This is a genomic window from Colwellia sp. MB3u-55 (assembly GCF_014076785.1).
GTDB lineage: Bacteria > Pseudomonadota > Gammaproteobacteria > Enterobacterales > Alteromonadaceae > Colwellia_A.
In genome coordinates, this window is the sequence record NZ_JACGUS010000108.1 from 43,710 (window position 1) to 61,305 (window position 17,596).

Annotated in this window: 14 protein-coding genes and 3 tRNA genes; 7 read left to right on the forward strand and 10 right to left on the reverse strand. The window is 38.4% G+C overall.

Annotated features, from left to right (window positions below):
- Positions 1–106: 106 nt before the first annotated feature.
- The 6 genes from H4J66_RS20295 to H4J66_RS08060 form a co-directional block, all read right to left on the reverse strand.
- Positions 107–433 (reverse strand): S8 family serine peptidase, encoded by a 327-nt coding sequence (locus tag H4J66_RS20295; protein WP_259368631.1) that lies wholly within the window; start codon positions 431–433, stop codon positions 107–109.
- On the reverse strand, positions 390–1,076 hold the full coding sequence (locus H4J66_RS20300; protein WP_259369091.1) for a S8 family serine peptidase: 687 nt from the start codon (positions 1,074–1,076) through the stop codon (positions 390–392). The genes H4J66_RS20295 and H4J66_RS20300 overlap by 44 nt, the downstream gene beginning before the upstream one ends.
- A 132-nt stretch (positions 1,077–1,208) precedes the next feature.
- Positions 1,209–1,514 (reverse strand): hypothetical protein, encoded by a 306-nt coding sequence (locus tag H4J66_RS20305; RefSeq protein WP_259368629.1) that lies wholly within the window; start codon positions 1,512–1,514, stop codon positions 1,209–1,211.
- Positions 1,515–1,901: 387 nt separating this feature from the next.
- Positions 1,902–1,977 (reverse strand) — tRNA-Val (locus tag H4J66_RS08050).
- Between the two features lie 38 nt (positions 1,978–2,015).
- Positions 2,016–2,091: transfer RNA gene (locus tag H4J66_RS08055), tRNA-Val, on the reverse strand.
- Between the two features lie 30 nt (positions 2,092–2,121).
- Positions 2,122–2,197, reverse strand: a tRNA-Val gene (locus H4J66_RS08060).
- A gap of 343 nt (positions 2,198–2,540) precedes the next feature.
- Here H4J66_RS08060 and gltX point away from each other — a divergent pair.
- From gltX to H4J66_RS08085, 5 genes are all read left to right on the forward strand, one after another.
- Entirely contained in the window at positions 2,541–3,953 is a 1,413-nt protein-coding gene (gene gltX / locus H4J66_RS08065) for a glutamate--tRNA ligase (RefSeq protein ID WP_182172922.1), read from the forward strand.
- 88 nt (positions 3,954–4,041) lie between these two features.
- Positions 4,042–4,563 (forward strand): hypothetical protein, encoded by a 522-nt coding sequence (locus H4J66_RS08070; protein ID WP_182172926.1) that lies wholly within the window; start codon positions 4,042–4,044, stop codon positions 4,561–4,563.
- Between the two features lie 141 nt (positions 4,564–4,704).
- Positions 4,705–6,048 carry a DEAD/DEAH box helicase gene (locus H4J66_RS08075; RefSeq protein ID WP_182172929.1) on the forward strand — a complete coding sequence of 448 codons (1,344 nt, stop codon included), beginning with the start codon at positions 4,705–4,707 and terminating at the stop codon, positions 6,046–6,048.
- Between the two features lie 27 nt (positions 6,049–6,075).
- Complete coding sequence (locus tag H4J66_RS08080; protein WP_182172932.1) at positions 6,076–6,831, forward strand: transporter substrate-binding domain-containing protein; 756 nt, start codon at positions 6,076–6,078, stop codon at positions 6,829–6,831.
- Positions 6,832–6,843: 12 nt separating this feature from the next.
- Positions 6,844–7,839 (forward strand): fatty acid desaturase, encoded by a 996-nt coding sequence (locus H4J66_RS08085; protein ID WP_182172935.1) that lies wholly within the window; start codon positions 6,844–6,846, stop codon positions 7,837–7,839.
- 121 nt (positions 7,840–7,960) lie between these two features.
- Here the strand turns inward: H4J66_RS08085 and H4J66_RS08090 are convergent, their stop codons facing one another.
- Positions 7,961–8,812: a 23S rRNA (adenine(2030)-N(6))-methyltransferase RlmJ gene (locus H4J66_RS08090; RefSeq protein ID WP_182172938.1), complete on the reverse strand. Its 852-nt coding sequence runs from the start codon at positions 8,810–8,812 to the stop codon at positions 7,961–7,963.
- Positions 8,813–8,908: 96 nt separating this feature from the next.
- Entirely contained in the window at positions 8,909–10,501 is a 1,593-nt protein-coding gene (locus H4J66_RS08095) for an ABC-F family ATPase (RefSeq protein ID WP_182173038.1), read from the reverse strand.
- 266 nt (positions 10,502–10,767) lie between these two features.
- On the opposite strand from H4J66_RS08095, the gene H4J66_RS08100 reads away from it, so the two are divergent.
- Entirely contained in the window at positions 10,768–11,100 is a 333-nt protein-coding gene (locus tag H4J66_RS08100; RefSeq protein WP_182172941.1) for an MGMT family protein, read from the forward strand.
- A gap of 142 nt (positions 11,101–11,242) precedes the next feature.
- On the opposite strand, the gene H4J66_RS08105 is transcribed toward H4J66_RS08100, so the two are convergent.
- On the reverse strand, positions 11,243–13,528 hold the full coding sequence (locus tag H4J66_RS08105; RefSeq protein ID WP_182172944.1) for a TonB-dependent receptor: 2,286 nt from the start codon (positions 13,526–13,528) through the stop codon (positions 11,243–11,245).
- A 386-nt stretch (positions 13,529–13,914) separates the two neighbouring features.
- Here H4J66_RS08105 and H4J66_RS08110 point away from each other — a divergent pair, with 386 nt between their 5' ends.
- Positions 13,915–15,600 (forward strand): M20/M25/M40 family metallo-hydrolase, encoded by a 1,686-nt coding sequence (locus H4J66_RS08110; RefSeq protein ID WP_182172947.1) that lies wholly within the window; start codon positions 13,915–13,917, stop codon positions 15,598–15,600.
- 63 nt (positions 15,601–15,663) lie between these two features.
- Here H4J66_RS08110 and H4J66_RS08115 read toward each other — a convergent pair whose 3' ends face one another.
- Positions 15,664–17,529, reverse strand: a complete 1,866-nt coding sequence (locus H4J66_RS08115; protein ID WP_259369092.1) for a methyl-accepting chemotaxis protein — start codon at positions 17,527–17,529, stop codon at positions 15,664–15,666.
- Positions 17,530–17,596 lie beyond the last annotated feature (67 nt).

A 17,596-nucleotide genomic window follows, 5' to 3' on the forward strand; every position in this document is an offset into this window, starting at 1 on the left:
ATAAAATGTTAGGCTAAAGTTAAAGACGCTAAACTACTTTCGTTGTTTACTAGTGCGGTGACATCAGTCTTTGTACAGTATAGACCGACAGTGTTGTCGTGATTGATTATTTATACGCTTTAACATATGTTTTTGCTGCAGCAACAGCGGCTTGTATATCAATATAGCCGGCACCAACTTCCCACGCTTGGTATCCAAGCATCTGAGTTGCAGACTTTGCTATTAATTGTTTGATTTCCTCGATACTTAATAATGGATTAGCTTCCATCATAAGAGCGGCAACACCCGCCGTATATGATGTTGCTATTGAAGTACCAGAAAAACGGCTATAAAAAGGGGAATAGGTGGAGTCAAAAAGAAAATCATCATCTGCGCTGTAGGCCAGGCCATTATTCGATGTTCGGGTGAGACCATGTAGTGACCGGGGCGACAACTGTGACTTGGTTATTATAAGTCCATTCTTGCTTATCTGGCATGGTAAAGCTGCCCGTTTTATAAGATAAATCACGAGAAGAAAAGTCAACTAAGTGACCATGACTATTACCGGCACCGACTGATATTACCCAAGGGAGTTGAGCATAAGGGTTATGACTACTTTTACCTGCCCCTGAATTTCTGGCAGAAAATATTGACAATATCCCCAAGGTATAAGCTTTATATGAGGCTAAACCAATTGGGCTGTTCGCATCAAATTTTCCGGTTGAACCCCAAGCATTACTGATAATACGCAATGGACTTTGATAATCGTAGCGGTGATTAATCGCATAATCATAGCCACTAACCGCATCTAAAATAGTTAAATCAGCACCTGAGCCGTAACCGGTTAGTTTGGCATCGGAAGCGATACCTTTATATTTACCATCAGACATGGCCCCAGAGCCTGCAATAATGCCAGCACAATGGGTACCGTGGTCTGTGTTTACATCAGTATTATATTGACCTCGACTGATAAAGGTCTCGGTTGTGCTCATTTTAGCCAAAGCTGATGATTCTATGGCCGCCTCAACATCATCTATGACCACGTCGCCAAAAAATAGATCTAGATACGCGGCATCAATCCCTGAGTCATTGACCATAATAGTCACACCCTTATCACTATAATCGGTATTACTATTAATATTAACAAAGTCTGTTCCTTGAATTTTATTAACACCGGAGTTTTGCCGTGAGTTAGCTATAAAATAGCTTAATTTTCGGTTTAACCATATTTAACAGACATCGTCGCGCGCGGAGATCGCTTTGATTTGTGCAGCATTAGCGACCACGCCTATTACAGGCAGTGCAGAAGACTTAACGCCTTTACTAATACCTAAAGCTATTAGCGCCTGTATTTGATTCATTGAGAGTGGCTGCATTTGTTGAAAGGTTATTACCGCGAGGATTGTTTCTTTGTCAGTCATCGTAGGAAGGGTTTGTGCGAATTGCTCGCCAATAATACTTTCAGCCAATGCTTTTGTAGGCATTGTTAATGCTAAAGAGGCTATAAGCCATGCACTTAAAGTTAATTTACTCATGATAACCAAACTCCGTTTGTTAAATCATTGCAATTATTTCTATCACAGCTAGTTTCCCAATAAACAGGTAGCTTGAAAATAGGGGGTTACTTAAGTGTATTTAGGTAAATATGCTGTGAGTTTATTCGTGGGTGTGCTTTAAATAAAGGGCGTTTTGCTGACTTTGAACGTTTTAACTAATTGAAATTGTAGTTTTATAGTAGTGGGTTGGCAGGCAGTAGCAACAAAAAAAGAGCAGGGATTGTGATCGAATTGAAATATGCAATAGCAGATAAAATGATATTAAAAAGAGTCTTTAAGATAAATGATTTAAAATTTAATATATTAATTAAAATTATGATCAGTGATTTAATTTTTAAGTAGATGATGTAAGAATGAGAAAAAAGATGGTGGACGATACTGGGCTTGAACCAGTGACCCCCGCCTTGTAAGGGCGGTGCTCTCCCAACTGAGCTAATCGTCCGTATAGATTATCTAAAGAAAAGTCTATAGGTGTAATTATGGTGGGCGATACTGGGCTTGAACCAGTGACCCCCGCCTTGTAAGGGCGGTGCTCTCCCAACTGAGCTAATCGCCCATAATTACTTTAATCTTTGAAAATTAAGATTGGTGGGCGATACTGGGCTTGAACCAGTGACCCCCGCCTTGTAAGGGCGGTGCTCTCCCAACTGAGCTAATCGCCCAATCTTAGATTTCCTGAATCGTTAAAGGTCTAATTAATTAAACACTGTCTGCGTTTCAGTGGGGCGTATTATAGGGAGATGAGAAAAGCTGTCAACATAAAACAAAGATTTTTCTGCTTTTTTTTCAGTTTGATTGATATATTTAATTTTTTTGCTGTAAAATTAAACAGCTTGCTTGTTTTATCCTCGTTGGCGGTTTTCTTTTCTTTGTTTCGTTCAGCAAATGAAGTTTTCCTTAGCTATACCTGATAAAATATCGACAATTTTTATCGTACCAATTGTAGACTTTAAGCCTTGTCTTTAAACATAGCCTTTAAGTCTTAAACTTTATAGTGAGATTTTTATGAGCTTAACAACTCGATTTGCGCCAAGCCCGACCGGTTATTTACATGTTGGTGGGGCACGTACTGCCCTTTATAGTTGGTTATATGCCAAGAAAAATGGCGGTGATTTCGTTTTACGTATCGAAGACACTGATGTAGAACGTTCAAGCCAAGCATCCGTTGATGCCATTATGGACGGTATGAATTGGTTGAATCTTGAATGGACACATGGTCCGTATTTTCAAACCCAACGTTTCGACCGCTATAAAGAAGTTATTGAGCAGTTACTTGCCTCAGGTAATGCTTATCGCTGTTATAGCACCAGTGACGAAGTTGAAGCAATGCGTGAACAGGCTCGTGAAACCGGGGCGAAAGAAAAGTATAACGGTTTGTGGCGTGACCGCACTGACTATCCTGCCGATAAGCCTTATGTGATTCGTTTTAAAAACCCGCTTGATGGCGAAGTCGTTATCAAAGATATGGTGAAAGGCGATATAACGATAGCTAATGAAGAATTAGATGATTTAATTCTTGCGCGTAGCGATGGCACACCGACTTATAACTTAACGGTTGTTGTTGATGATTGGGATATGAAAATCACCCATGTTGTACGTGGTGATGACCATATTAGTAATACGCCAAAACAAATTAATATTTTACTCGCTTTAGAGGCAACACTCCCAGAGTATGCCCACATCCCAATGATTTTAGGTGATGACGGTAAGCGATTATCAAAACGTCATGGTGCTGTCGGTGTTATGCAATACCGTGATGATGGTTATTTACCTGAAGCCTTATTAAACTACTTAGTGCGTTTAGGTTGGTCTCATGGCGATAAAGAAATATTTTCTCGTGAAGAAATGATTGAACTCTTTGATTTAAAAGATTGTAACCGTGCTGCTTCAGGTTTTAATACTGATAAATTAATTTGGGTCAACCAACATTATATGAAAACTATGGAGCCAAGTTATGTCGCAAAACATTTAGCCTGGCACATGAATGAGCAAGGTATCAATATTGAAAATGGTCCATCACTTGAAGAAATTGTTAAAATTCAAGCCGACCGTGTAAAAACTTTAAAAGAGATGGCGCAAATTTCGCGCTACTTTTACGAAGACTTCAGCGAACTAGAAGCATCAGCGGTTAAGAAACATTTACGCCCTGTTGTTAAAGAGCCTCTTATATTAGTTAAAGCTAAACTTGCAGCATTGAGCGAATGGTCACCTGAACTTATTCATGCGGCAATTAATGATACAGCAACAGAGCTTGAAGTTGGTATGGGTAAAGTAGGTATGCCATTGCGTGTTGCGGCGACCGGTGGTGGTAATTCACCCTCTCTCGATGTTACTTTGGCTTTATTGGATAAAGATAAAGTACTTGCCCGTATTGACCACGCTATTGAAGTGGTTGAAGCAAGAATAGCAAACAGCTAATTAAATAAATTTTTATGCTAACAAGATATAAGGTCGTTGATGGTTAGCTGTCAACGGCCTTATTGTATTGAAAAAGGCGAGATTAAAGATGAACCAAAGCGAATTATTAAATAGATTAAAAGCCTTTGAGCATAAAGAGGTGTTTTTTGGTCCACAGGGTTTTAGCGTTATTTCTAAAATGGCAACATTAAATAAAGCCCAGATTGGCTATTCGGTTGATAAAAAAGGCGCTAGTTTAGTCAACAAGGATATTGGCAATTGGCAAAGTTCATGGGTTGTTATCGCCACAGATACCGAATTAGGTGATCCGTATTTTATTGACTTGGCCGATGAACATTTAGCGGTTTATACCGCGATTGCTGAAGAAGAAAATCAATGGCAAGCAACCCTAGTGAGTGTATCTTTGGTGGGTTTTGAACAGTGCTTAACGGCTATATATCAACAGTGTCGGCAAAAATCTGCCATGTACCTTCCCGATGAAAGCTGTATTTTTGATCTCCAGATATTAGAAACCTTTGGTAAAAAGCTGGTTGAATTTTCGCAAACCAACGATTTTTGGCAACACTTTTTTGTTGGTTATGTTGATTGGCTTCGCGACGAACATGTTTAATAGCGCCATAAGATGAATAAGTCTGTGGTACTTTTTTAAGTTTTTCATTTTTTTAACACCCTGATAAAATACTATACGTCATTCTTGTCGTTAGCAGGGTATAATCACAACGTTTTTATTGGTTCTTTTTTGGAGTGTAGTTTGCAGTTTACAGATTTTGGTTTAGACAGTCGTTTAATGTCAACGGTTGAGCATTTAGGTTTTTTAGAGCCGACAGAAATTCAGCAGCAAGCTATTCCTGCTGCTATGGCCGGGCATGATTTAATTGCCTCATCAAAAACTGGCTCAGGTAAAACCTTAGCGTTTATTATTCCTGCGATGCAACGCTTAATTCGAAATAGGGCTTTGTCTAAACGTGATCCTCGTGTCCTTATTCTTATGCCAACACGAGAATTAGCCAAACAAGTTTTTACTCAACTACGTTTATTTACCACCGGCTCACAGTTTAAAGCTGTGCTTATTTTGGGTGGTGAAAACTTTAATGATCAAGTAAAAACACTGCACAAAGACCCCCATTTTATTGTTGCGACACCGGGTCGATTGTCTGACCATTTATCGCAAGGGCATTTCTATTTAAAGGGCTTAGAGCTCCTTATTCTTGATGAAGCCGATCGGATGTTAGACTTAGGCTTTTCAAAACAATTAAAACAAATTAATAGCGCTGCCGATCATCGTAAGCGTCAAACACTGATGTTTTCTGCAACACTCGATCACGCACAAGTCAATGAGTTCGCACTAGCGTTATTAAAAAAACCAAAACGAATTGCCATAGGCTCTGCACATACCGAGCATAAAGATATTACTAAACGCTTTTACCTATGCGATAACTTAGACCACAAACAAGACTTGCTTGAACACTTTTTGAAAACTGAAAGCTATCAACAAGTGATTATTTTCACTGCAACACGAAGTGATACCGACCGATTATCAAAGCTGCTCAGTGAACAGAGCTTAAGTACGGTCGCCTTAAGTGGTGAGCTTAATCAAGGTCAGCGTAATCAAATAATGGATGGCTTTAGTAAGGGACAACAAAAGATATTGATCACGACTGATTTAGCGTCTCGAGGTTTAGATTTAGTTAACGTCTCGCACGTCTTTAACTTTGATATGCCAAAGCACACTGAAGAATTCGTGCATCGTATTGGCCGGACAGGTCGAGCGGGTAGCACCGGTGATGCGATCTCCTTTGTTGGTCCTAAAGACTGGATTAGCTTTAAAAATGTTGAAGGTTTTTTACAGCAAACCTTTAAATTTGATGTTGTTGATAGCTTAAAAGCTACATTCAAGGGCATAAAACCTAAAAAGCCAAAAGTGGCTGCTAAGTCAAAATCTTCAACGAAAATTAACGAAAAACCGCAAAGAGCTCAGCCTAAAAAAGTGATTAAAAGAGTCTTTGTTGCTCAAGATGTTGGTGAGTTACCTGTGTTACGTAAAAAGACGATAACGCCAGTAAGTGAAATAGACAGCGATTCTGAAATCGATTAACTGTTTCGAGTATAAGGTATTAATAAAATGAAATTTTTCTTTTTTATTTGTAGTTTTTTACTTTGTTTAAACGCGCAAGCTCAGCATGTAAATCAGCAACAAGTTATCACGTTAACGATTGCAGCCCCTGAAATTCGCCCTTTTATTTATAGTAATGAAAAGGGTGAAAACAAGGGCTTGTTAATTGAGACGATGAATAAACTCAATACCAGTGGAAAATTTAAGGTATCAGTCACCATCATGCCTTGGGCAAGAGCATTAAAAGCAGTTGAACAGGGAATGTTTGATGCATTAATGCCGACGGTTTATACACCAGAACGCAGCTTTTTTTTGAGTTTTCCTCAAAGTCCTTTAATTAATTTTTATGGCTCTGAAATATTCAAAAGAGCAGATGATAATTTTGTTTATCAAGGTATTCCAATAATTGATAAAAGTAAAATACTTGTCAAAGTTCGTTCAACCCATGTTGATAGCCACTTAGAAGAAGCCTTTAAAGATGCCTCTATAACGTTTTTTGAAGCGACTCGCTTAGAAGATGCCTTCAATATGCTTATTTACGGTCGCGTTGATTTATTGGTGGCCGATAGTGCCATTGCAAATACAACCATTGATAATATGGCGGTTAATGGACAAGTCGAAGGGTTCTCGTTGTCTGATCAAGTTGACTCTTCTTTTCTTGCTTTTTCAAAGCAATATTCAATGTCTCACGATATCAATGAAGTGATGAAAGAAATTAATATGATTAATGATGCCGATAGTTATCACCTTTCGAGTAAAAATTAGTGAATACTTAGGATGAGTTCAACAACAGACGCTGAAAAAATTAAAAATATTGTTCAGGGCGTTAAAGCCGAAGAACAGCGCTTACGCAAAAAATATGTGTTTTTAGCTAAGCAAGACAGTATTGGTTTACTCATTCTTTTACTGTCACTTACAGGCATGATCACCAGTGGTTTATTATATTACTATGCCTTTATCCCTGCCTGGATTTGTATCATGCTAGCGGCAATTTTTGCCTCTATTTCTCATGAGTTAGAACATGACTTAATTCATAAACTTTACTTTCGTCAGCAACCTATTATACATAATCTTATGATGGCCATTGTTTGGTTAATGCGCCCAAGTACGATTAATCCTTGGTATCGTCGCAAAATTCATTTATTGCACCATAAAACCTCGGGTACAAAACAAGATTTAGAAGAACGACTGGTCGGCAATGGTATTGCTAATATATTTGTTCGCTATATCGTAATTTTTGATGGTTTATTTGGGCTGATTTTACAAAGAAAGCACTTGAATAGGGAAGTGAAAGCCTTTAATTTTTTGAGTGTTTTTAATGGCGGATTCCCACTGACGATACTTTATTATATCTTCGGTTATGGCTTTATATTGTTTCACAGTGTCGATTTTTTTATTGCCAGCGATTTTATCTATCCGCCATGGTTACAAACCTTTTCAGCGTTGAGCAATCTGTTGATGGTGGTTATTATTGCGCCTAATTTTCTACGCTCAGGCTGTTTAAATTTAGTGACTTCTTATTTGCACTACTATGGTGGTGTTAATAATGTATTACAGCAAACGCAAGTCTTTAAAGGTTTGCTTATTTGGCCACTTAATCTGTTTACCTTTAACTTTGCTGGTACGCATGCCATTCATCACTTTGTTGTACAACAACCGTTTTATTTGCGTCAAATGTTAGCAAGTACTGCACATAAGGTGATGAAAGAAAATGGTGTTAGATTTAATGATGTTAGTACATTTTCAAATGCAAATAGATATCGCGCTTTGTAAGGCAGGGCAATAGCGGTAAAACTTTAATTATCTTATTTCTTGTTAATTATCAACTGATTACAAAAGGCTGATAAGCGGCGCTGTTTAATTGAGATGCGCCGTAATTTTAGTTTAAGGCGAGTTATTCAGCAATAAGCTGCGCTAATGTAAAGCTAGTCTCAGCCTGTCCTAAGGTTGCCTTCATAAAAGGAAGTATCTCTTCGAGCTGCTTTTTTAACTGCCAAGGAGGATTAACAATAAATAAGCCGGTACCTGTCATACCATATTCATCACTGTCGGCTTGTAAACAAAATTCAACTTGTAATAAATTTTTCACCTCACTACGGGTAAAGTCTTTTTCCATGGCATGAATACGCTCACGGGTAACCACAGGATACCAAAGAATATAAGTCCCGGAATTGAATTTTTTATAGGCTTTTACGATAGTCTTAACCGCTTTAGCGTAATCTTCTTTTAACTCATAAGGGGGATCGATAAGCACGACACCTCGGCGACTGGGTGGCGGTACTAACCCCAATACACCTTGATAACCATCAGACTGTTTTACATGTGATTTTTTCCAGCGTGTGCAGAATTCTGTCAAATGTTGAATATCGGTAGGGTGTAACTCAAAGAGATGAGTACTGTCTTGGCGGCGCATCAGTTGCTTAGCAACACCAGGAGAGCCAGGATAAATTTCTAGCTCACTATTTTCAGTGTTTAAGCGCTGAATTAGCTCAACATAGGGTGTTAATGCTTCAGGAAAATTATCATCAGTTAGTGCGGCAATAATTTTAGCGATACCGCCTTTGTATTCAGCTGTTTTTTGAGCGTATTCATCTTTTAGTGAATACATGCCAGCACCCGAGTGGCTATCGATATAGGTAAAGCCTTTTTCTTTACGCACCATATATTCTAGTACGAGCGTTAAAACCGAATGTTTTAAAACATCAGCGAAGTTTCCTGCGTGAAAAGCATGACGATAACTGAGCAAAAGGAATTCCTTAATCTAAAATGGGTAGGGGAAGTCATAGATAAAACACTCTTTGATCAGTGTTTTATCTATTTGTATAAACGGTGTTATTTGTGTCTACGCTTGGCTTGCTAAGTACTCATCATAAGTACCGGCAAAGTCAATGTAACCATCTTTGGTTAATTCAATAATACGCGTCGCTAAGCTCGAAACAAACTCACGGTCATGGCTAACAAACACTAAAGTACCTTCGTAGTTTTCTAATGCCATATTAAGTGATTCAATAGACTCCATATCCATGTGGTTGGTCGGTTCGTCCATCACAAGAATATTAGGCAGTTGCATCATCAGTTTACCAAAAAGCATTCTGCCTTTTTCTCCTCCTGATAATATTTTAACTGATTTTAGAATATCGTCAGCTGAAAATAATAAACGCCCCAAATAACCACGAACAGCTTGTTCGTCGTCAGTAGGCTGACGCCATTGGCTCATCCAGTCAAACAAGGTCATGTCATGCTCAAATTCAAACTCATGGTCTTGTGCGTAATAACCAATATTTGAATTTTCAGACCAAGTAAAATCACCAGAAGTTGCTTCGTAGCCGACTTCATTTAATAAAGTGCGTAAAAAGGTGGTTTTACCTATGCCGTTTTCGCCGATCACCGCAATACGTTCACCGACTTCAGCCAAAAGAGAAATATCTTTTAGTACATGAGCATCATTAAATTTCTTGTTTAATTTTTCTATGACTAAGGCATTACGAAATAATTTTTTCTCTTGCTCAAAGCGAATAAAGGGGTTGGTACGGCTTGAAGGTTTAACTTCTTCTAGTTGAATCTTGTCGATACGTTTTGCACGAGAAGTCGCTTGTTTAGCTTTTGAAGCATTCGCAGAAAAACGTGCAACGAAAGCTTGTAGCTCACCTATTTGCGCTTTTTTCTTAGCATTGTCAGCAAGTAAGTTAGCTCGTGCTTGTGTTGCTGCTAGCATGTATTCGTCATAGTTACCTGAGAAAACTCTAAGTTCTCCGTAATCTAAATCGGCCATATGGGTGCAAACACTGTTTAAAAAATGTCTATCATGCGAAATGATGATCATGGTTGAATCACGGGCATTCAAGGTTTCTTCAAGCCATTGAATAGTATGAATATCCAGGTTGTTGGTTGGCTCATCAAGTAATAAAATATCAGGATCTGAGAATAGCGCCTGTGCTAACAAAATACGCAGTTTAAAACCTGGGGCTATTTCGCTCATTAAACCATAATGTTGGTTAATAGCAATTCCTACGCCCATTAATAGTTCGCCGGCACGTGCTTCGGCACTGTAACCGTCCATCTCAGCATATTCTGATTCTAAATCGCCTACTTTCATGCCATCGGCTTCACTCATTTCTGGTAAAGCATAAATACGGTCACGTTCTTCTTTTACCGCCCATAACTCAGTATGTCCCATAATAACGGTATCAATAACACTGAAGTGCTCAAAGGCAAATTGGTCCTGGCTTAATTTACCCAAACGTTCGTTAGGGTCTAAGCTTACATTGCCTGAGGTCTGCTCTAAGTCACCACCTAAGATTTTTATAAGTGTTGATTTACCACAACCGTTGGCACCAATTAAACCGTAACGATTACCACCACCAAATTTTTGTGAAATATTTTCAAAAAGAGGTTTTGCGCCGAATTGTTGGGTAATATTATTTGCTTGTAGGATAAGCTGATTCCTTGGTTGTGCATTTAAGCTGGTAAGTCAATAGCGCGCGATTATACACAAAAAACATCGACTTCAATAGGCTAAAATTTGTCTATTTGGCTGGTGCGGATGATAAATTAACAACAAGTTATTCAATGTTCGATAAATTTTCTTATTTTAGTAAAAGTTGCTAAGTAGCCTGTTATCGTCTGTTGGCAAGATGCTAAGATAATTTTCAGTATCTTTTTAAACGTAATTAAGCCGTTTTTATGAAATGAGTCGCCACGATGTTAAAAAATAATAAGCGCCCGGTAAACGTTAATTACCCTCGTATTTGGCAAACAGTGCAGTTAATACCTTATGGCAAGGTCGCTTGCTATGGACAGATTGCTGATCTTGCTGGCTTGCCTGGTAAAGCGAGGTTAGTTGGGAAAGCGTTAGGTAAAGTCCCTAATGGTGGTTGGAACGTAAAAAGTGTTCCTTGGCACAGAATTATTAACTCTCAAGGGAAAATATCATTTGCTGTTGAAAGTGAACTTTTCGCCAAACAAAGTGCACTGCTTCAAGAAGAACAAGTGGTGGTTATAGGTAATCGCGTTAAGTTAACAGATTTTCAGTGACAACCCGATTTGGTGGAATTACTTTTTAAACTCACTTATTAAATACCAGAACTTCGCGGCTATTGAGTCTTGTATTTAGGCATTAAAAATAAAAAGGCGACTAGTCATAGTCGCCTTTTATCATTCAAATTAGCCGTTTAGCTTAATAGAAATTAACTTTAAATTCTGCACCAAAAAAGCGCTCTTCATTAACAATAGCGGTATTGTTACTAAAGTCTACAGCGCCTATAGCGATTTGTTCATCCGTTATGTTACGAACAAATAAGGCAACTTCATACTCTTTATCATCACCGTCCCAGGTATAACCGGTACGAGCGCCACCTTCAAATAATGATTTTCCATTAAATTCTTTTGATTCATATAAAAAGAAACTAATGTCATCTCGGTAAGACCAATCCGTGTAAGCATAGAATTCACCGTCTGCAATTTCACGAGAATAACGCAAGGTAAAGTTAAAAATCCACTCAGGTGCATGTGGTAAACTATTACCGTCTACTTCGGCAAATCTATTACCCATATCATCAGTGTAGAAATTATCGGTAATAGTACATGATTTACAAGCAGCAACGGCTAGGTCACTGTCATTGATTTCGGTATTATTATAACTAACACTTGCGGTTAGCCAAAAATTATCGGTTAGCATAAACTCTGAGTCGATTTCAAAACCGTAACCGGTCGTTTCTTCAGCGTTAAGTAAACTCGCCGTATTGCCACCACCACCAACAGACGTTAGCTGCTGATCATCCATGGTAAAATAAAATACCGAGGCATTGATACGACCAAAGCCGTCTAAAATATCAGATTTAATACCGGTTTCTAAAGATAAAATAGTTTCTGAGTCAGCAACAGAAATACCATTTCCAAAGGCGAATAACGAACGCCCTTGAATACTTGGCGCTCTGAAAGTATCAGCAATGCGTGCATATAAGTTTATGTCATCGGTATATTTATGCGTAACACTGATATCCCAGCTAACATGTGAATCACTTGGGTTTACTTCACCTGATACGACATCAGGAAAACCTAACCATGCCAATGGAGACTTCGTTCTTTGGTTACTATAGTCTTTGTCATCATCAGAATAACGTAAGCCCAAGGTTACTGAGGTTTTGTCGTTATAGTCATAATCAAACGAACCAAAAACAGCCCATGCAGTGGTTTCTTGTTCTTGAATAACGTAACCGGTTTGAGCGCCACTGCTAAATAAAGGATCGAAGGCAAAGCTTTCAATGGTTAAATCTTCATTAAAGTAAAAAGCGCCCACTTGGTAATTAAATTGGCCATCAAAGTTGCTTGATAAGCGAATTTCTTGTGTTAGTTGCTCGTGATCTGGAATAGCATCGGCTGTTTCTGAGTCAAGTGCGATAATACCAGGTCCTGAAGGCTCCGCATAAACTGCGCCATAACCACCATCAACATCGGCACGAGAATAAAGCTCTGCGCTTTCATAGCCTGAAATTGACGTTAGGGTATATTCACCTAATTCAAATTCCAATTTTAAACTGCCGCCTTCGGTTTCAACTTGTTGTGTCGCTCTTGATGCCGAATCATGGTAAACAGTATCTCTTTCAAAATTACTAACCAGTTCGTTACTTCCTGGTTTAAACGCATTTGCATAGAAAGCTACCGGCTTGCCATTTAAGTCGCGCATGTGGTAATTAAATAATGCGGTGAAGGCGTCATCTTCATAAAGAAATTGAATACGAGCCGCTTTGTCATTGTAGCCACCTAAAACTTCTTTTTGTTCAAAACCGGGTGCTTGGTTATCTATGTAGTCATCTCGGGTTTGATTAAGTAATGAAACACGAGCAGATAATTTATCAGTTAACCCACCACCAACAGCCGCACGCATATCGGTAGTGTTATTACTGCCGTATGAAAGTGAGCCAAAGCCATCAAAATCTTGTGATGGTTTTACTGATTCAAACTTAATTAAACCGGCAGGGGTGTTACGACCAAATAGTGTTCCTTGTGGACCACGTAATACTTCTACGCGGCCAACATCAAATACGGGGAAACCTTTCAAAATTGGGTTTTCTTGTACAACTTCATCCACTACTAAAGAAACGGGCTGTGATGCGTTTAAATCAAAATCGGAATTACCTAAACCACGCATATAAAAACGTGGAAAAGTACGACCAAAAGAAGATTCAACAGTAAGACTCGGCACGCGGGCATTTAAAAAACGAATGTCCATAGCGGCAGAACTTAACACATTCAGTTTTTCACCTTGGAGCGCACTAATAGCTACAGGGACTTCTTGAACATTCTCTACTCTTTTACGCGCGGTTACTTCAATAATTTCTAAACCAACAACTTTTTCCTCGGCATTTTCTTCCGCTAAAGTTACTGCAGAAAAACCAACTGTTGATGTTAAAACAGCGAGTTTAACCGCTGTAGCCAAAGTGGAATTTTTGAACAAATTCATTAATATTCTCCAAGAGTGCGATGTTTTTTAGGTAAACTAAACTTTATTGTTATTTTGATACCAGTTAGGGTAGCCGAAATTTACACATTTCTAAATAGAAAGTAACTATTTTTATACGTTTTAACATAGTTTACTTTATAGGAAGTTGTTATGTTATTTTTTGCACAATTAAGCTAAGCAGATGCCTTGTTAATTTTTTAAATTAAAATGGTTAATGTAAAGTGAATATAAAGACTGCACTGCTACTTAACCTTATTATTACCTGCTGCTTCTCAGTTAATACCAACGGTCTCTTATTCGATGGAGTTCGTCTTATCTGTCTTTTTAATTATTATTTTTTGTACTAAATTAATCATGACAAAAAATATAATAATTAGGAAACAATAATGAAAAAATTCGTATTATCTTTATTATGCCTCTCTTTATCGACTGCTTATGCAAGTGATGACTTAGATATGGCGAATAAAATAAGGGCAGAAGGTTTTTATAATTCTGAAGTAATGCACACATTAGAGCAATTAACCGATGAAATAGGCCCTCGTTTATCTGGCTCTCCTCAGATGAAGAAAGCTAATAATTGGACTTTAGAGAAGTTAAAGGGGTGGGGATTAAAAAATGCTTATTTAGACCCTTTTGAGTTTGGGCGAGGCTGGTCACATGACTCTGCTTCCATTGATCTATTGAGTCCGCGTGAAGTTTCTTTACACGGTATTCCTGTTGCTTGGACACCGGGCACTGAAGGAGAAGTAACAGGAGATGTTGTTATCTTTGATGCGGCTTCAATAACCGACTTAGCACAATATAAAGGTAAGCTAAAAGGTAAGATCATTATGATGGGCGCGGGTAAAAATATTGAAGCGCCTGAGAACAGTGTCTTCCAACGCTATGACTCCGGAGAGCTTTCTACATTGACAGAATTTGACGTAATGCGAGCGCCAAGTCACTCTCCATGGGTAACTGCTGACCGAAGAGATGGCGCAATGCAGCGTTATAATTTTCAAGCCACGCTCAGTAATTTCTTAAAAGAAGAGCAAGTTGCTGGTGTTATATATCGTAGCTGGCGTCAAGGTGGCTTAATTAACGTTTTTGGTAGTGACCATCGTGTCGGTAAAACCTTTCCAGTACCAGCACTTATTATAGAAGCCGAACATTACAACTTATTATCTCGAATGATAGATAATGGCAAGACACCTAAATTATCGCTCAATATCGATGCGCGTTTTCATGATAACGACCGAAATGCTTATAATACCATTGCAGAAATTCCAGGGAGTGATAAAAACCCTGAAATAGTTATGGTCGGTGGCCACTTAGACTCGTGGCATGCCAGTGATGGTGCTGTTGATAACGGTGCGGGTGTGGCGGTTTCAATGGAAGCTGTTCGTATTTTACAAGCATTAAACTTTAAACCTAAACGTACCATACGTATTGGTTTATGGTCGGGTGAAGAACAAGGGTTATTTGGTTCGGCAGCTTATGTAGATGAACACTTTGCGACCCGTCCTAAACCTACTGATAAGAATGAGCAAGCATTACCCAGTTATTTATGGAAAGATCAAGGTTGGCCGATTGAAACGAAAGCTGATCATGATAAGTTTTCGGTATACTTTAATATGGATAATGGTAGTGGACGTTTCAGAGGTATTTATACTGAAGGTAATGTGGCTGCAAAATCAATATTTGGCTACTGGTTCAGCCCTTATTCAGATTTAAGTACCGGTACTATTACCAATAAAAGTACCGGTGGTACTGATCACGAGTCTTTTGATGATGTAGGGTTACCCGGTTTTCAATTTATTCAAGACAAGTTAGATTATGGCTCTCGTTTGCATCATACCCATATTGATTCGATTGACCATGTTGTAGAAGCTGATCTAAAACAAGCTTCTGTTATTCTTGCTGGATTTTTATATAAAGCGTCCATGGCTGATGAACGCATGCCTCGTAAGCCGATGCCAAGAGATATTTCTAATTTGCAAAAGCAGCAGATGAAATTGAAAGCTGACAAAGCACGTAAAAACCGTGATAAAGAAGGTAATAAAAACTTAGAGATAAACTCAGTAAAAAATTAATCTGATTGAAAATAAACGCACTCCATTGTTGAGTGCGTTTTTATTTATTTTAACTAAGCCCCCCTAAATTTTGAATGTGGCAGATATATATTGTAAAGATGTTGCTAAGTTAGCTTGCTCTCTTGCTGTGGTAGCTATTTGAGTAGCACCAGTCGTTGATTCCATTGATTTTTGCTCGACGCTGACCACATTTTTTGCAACGTCTTGAGTAACCATCGCTTGTTCTTCGACTGCAGCAGCAACTTGTTCTGTCATCGAAAAAATATTACTGACTGATTTGGTAATACCTTCTAGTGTTTTTTCAACATTCTTTGAATTTACGACCGCCTCGTTAGCCATGTTTTGGCTGGTTTCTATTACATTGAATGCGGCATTTGCATCGGTTTGTAGAGCAATGATAAAGTCTTCTATCTCGCTGGTTGATTGTTGTGTACGTTGGGCAAGTGTCCGGACTTCATCAGCTACTACGGCAAATCCTCGGCCTTGCTCTCCTGCTCTTGCTGCCTCAATAGCGGCATTTAGCGCGAGTAAGTTTGTTTGTTCGGCCACTGATTTGATTACGTCAACTACCTTAGTAATATTGCTACTACTTTTATGTAAATTGGTGATCCTCGTCGCTAAATCTGCTATTTCAGCGGCCAACGCTTCAATGGAGTGATAAGACTTTTGCACCACATTCAAACCACTTTGTGCTTGTTCATCCGCTTCTTTTGCCGAATCTGCGGCAAGTTGCGTATTACTCGCCACTTCTTTTACCGTAGCTGATAACTCCTCTATAGCTGTCGCTATTAATGCAATTTCGCCTTGTTGATCCAGCATTGACTGAGAGTTATGCTGACAAGTATGTGATGTTTCCTCTGCAGCCGCGGCTAACGTTGTACTTGATTTTGTTATTTCATCTATAGCACCAGAGAACGTCTCTAATGTTAAATTTAGTGAGAGTGCTATTTGCCCCATTTCACTTTCACAAATATGGCTAGCCCTTATGGTTAAATCATTTTCATTTCTTACTTTTCTCATCACATAGGTGAGGTCAGTGACTTGCATGCTTAATTCTTTAATAATATAGAAGCTTAATAGCAAAGATAAAAGTATAAGTGAAAAGCTAACGATGCAATTAAGGATCATTTTATTAAATGCCTGTTCATTTTTATTTTCTACGAGCTTAAGTAATGAATCAGCTAAGTAATTTTCAATTTCTTTAAAGATAACGATACGTTTGGTTGATTGGTCAAACCAATAGGTTGATTTAATGCCAAATTGCCCTTGGGCTGATTTTTCAATAGCAATACGCCTGAGTTTCAACACCTCTTTGATAACAGGGTTTGACATTTTTTGCACAAAAAACGTACCATTTTTGTCGTTAGTAAAAGAAGTAAAACTTCTCATATAGGTATTTTGTTCAGATATCAGTGTCACCAATTTAACTAACATTCCATCACTAAATTGGTTAGTGCTAAAAGTACTACTTAACACGGCCCTTTCTATACCGGCTCGCTCTTTACCTTGCATAAAATTATAATAGGCAAAAACCTCCTTTGAGACCGTTGAGTCGGAACTCATTTCTGAGATGATAGTGGAAAGACTTAATAAGTTTTTATTAAGTTCAGTGTAATAACTGAGCGCTTTTGATATAGATATTATCTGTTGGTCAACACGACTTCTAATATTGTCGATTTCACTATACTGCTGAACAATTTTATTATTTAGCCGTATTATTTTTTTGTTATTAAATGAGTTGTTGGTCAAGTAATCTACTGTTAAAGCGTTTTGATTATTGACCTCTTGGCGCTGCACGATAAGTTTATCGCGAAACGTTGCTCCTTTAGTGCTTAAAAAGCCGGCAGTCATACCACGTTCTTTTTGCAACTCATGTACTAAATTGCTGTAAACTACTGACAGCTTGGTTAACCGCGTGAGTTTCGACATTTCCTGTGTACTATTAATGCTTTGTAAAATAGCAGTGACACTATAAAAAATGAAGCTAAGTAATGGA